We start from the raw sequence: 1,770 nt of genomic DNA on the forward strand, positions 1-1,770 counted from the left end.
GCCCTCCACCACCGAGGGGTTGATCATCGGCCCGACGTCCTCACTGACGATGTAGCGCAGCAGCGTCACCTTGCCGGTGGCCACGTCCACCTCGCAGGTGCAGGCGTGCGTCGCGTTGGACCAGTGGATGGGATTGGTCGAGTTGAACCGGGCGGTCGCCTCCAGGTTGGCCGACATCCCCGGCGGCAGCAGCTGCGGCGAGTAGTGCGCGACGTACGCCAGCTTGCCGAACGGCACCGACCTGTCGGGCTCGCCGCGCACGCTGGCCACCGAAAACGCCAGGTCCACTTCGGATTCTGCGACCTTGAGGTGGTGGGCGGCCAGTGCCACGATCTTCTCGCGCAGCAGCGCCCCCGCCTCGTTGACGGCCCCGGCGGTCATGGGCGCGCTGCGGCTGCCCTGCGTCCCGGCCCCGTACGGGGTGACCGCGGTGTCGCCCTGGATAGTGGCGACGTCGTCGATGTCGGCGCCCAGCGCGTCGGCGGTCAGCTGCACGACCGTGGTCTCGATGCTGTTGCCGCTCGAGCCGCCGTTGACGTACACGTTGATCTTGCCGGTGGGCTCCATGCGGATGGTGCAACCCTCGGTGGCCAGGTGGCCGGTCGCCGCGCCTGTCGGTTCGATGTAGGCCGAGAACCCCAATCCCAGGTAGCGGCCCTGCGCGAGCGCCTCGGCCTGCTCTTTGCGAAAGCCTTCGTGGTCAAGGATTTTCACGGCCTGCTCGAAGGTGTCGATCGGGGCGACGTGGTCATACGGCATGCCGTTGGGGTTGAAATAGGGCATCTCGTCGCGGCGCAACAGGTTTCGCCGGCGCAGCTCGACCGGGTCCATGTTCATCTTGCGCGCGGCGATGTCCAGCAGAATCTCGCGGGCCAGCGTCTCGTACTGCCAGGGGCCGCGATAGGCGGCCAGGCCGCTGGTGTTGGAGAACACCGTCTTGTAGTTGAAGCTGGCCTTGGGCACCCGGTAGGGGCCCGGAAAGAACATGCCGATGGCGGCCGTGGTGAGCACCGGATAAGGCGTCGGGTAGGCGCCGATGTCCTGGACGAAGTCGATGTCGGCCGCCGCGATGTTGCCCTCGTCGTCGAAGGCCATGCGGGCGGTGCCGTCGACGTGCCGCGCCTGCCCGGCCGACATCAGGTTCTCCCGCCGGTCCTCGATCCACTTCAGCGCGGCCGGCACCTTGCGGGCGGCCAGCATGATGCACATGTCCTCGCGCATCGGGACGACCTTCTGGCCGAAGCCGCCGCCGGTGTCGCGCATGATGACCCGAACCCGTTGTGCCGCAATGCCTAACAGCCGGGCGCAGAACGCCCGCAGTTCGTGCGGGGTCTGGGTGGACGCCCACATCGTGAGTTCTCCGGTGGCGGCGGTCCATTCGACGACCAGGCCGCGGGTTTCGATCGGCACCGGCGCATAGATCTGTTGGTAGATGTTCTCCTTGACGACGCACGGCGCGCCGGCGAACAGTTCTTCGTCCGGCGGGGCCCCGCCCATCCCGCCGGCGACGTTGTTCGGGTAGGCGTCGTGCACCAGCACGTCGCAGGCCTGCGCCCGGGTGAAGTCGGTGACGGCGGGCAGCGGCTCGTAGTCCACGTCGATGAGTTCCAGCGCGTCCTCGGCGACATACCGGCTCTCGGCGACGACGAGGGCGACGGGGTCGCCGACGAACTTCGCCTCGCCCTCGGCCAGCGGCGGGCGCGGGGTGTCTTGGACGTCCTTGCCGGCGACGGCGTGCCAGGCCTCCCGCACGTCGGGGTTGAGGTCGGC

The 1,770-nt window shown here is 68.8% G+C and carries 1 protein-coding gene; it reads right to left on the reverse strand.

Annotated features, from left to right (window positions below; genetic code table 11):
* The coding region (locus tag A9X05_RS07720; RefSeq protein ID WP_067780439.1) for a xanthine dehydrogenase family protein molybdopterin-binding subunit at positions 1 to 1,770 on the reverse strand (1,770 nt) is incomplete at both ends.

This window comes from Mycobacterium sp. E3298 (assembly GCF_001666895.1).
GTDB lineage: Bacteria > Actinomycetota > Actinomycetes > Mycobacteriales > Mycobacteriaceae > Mycobacterium.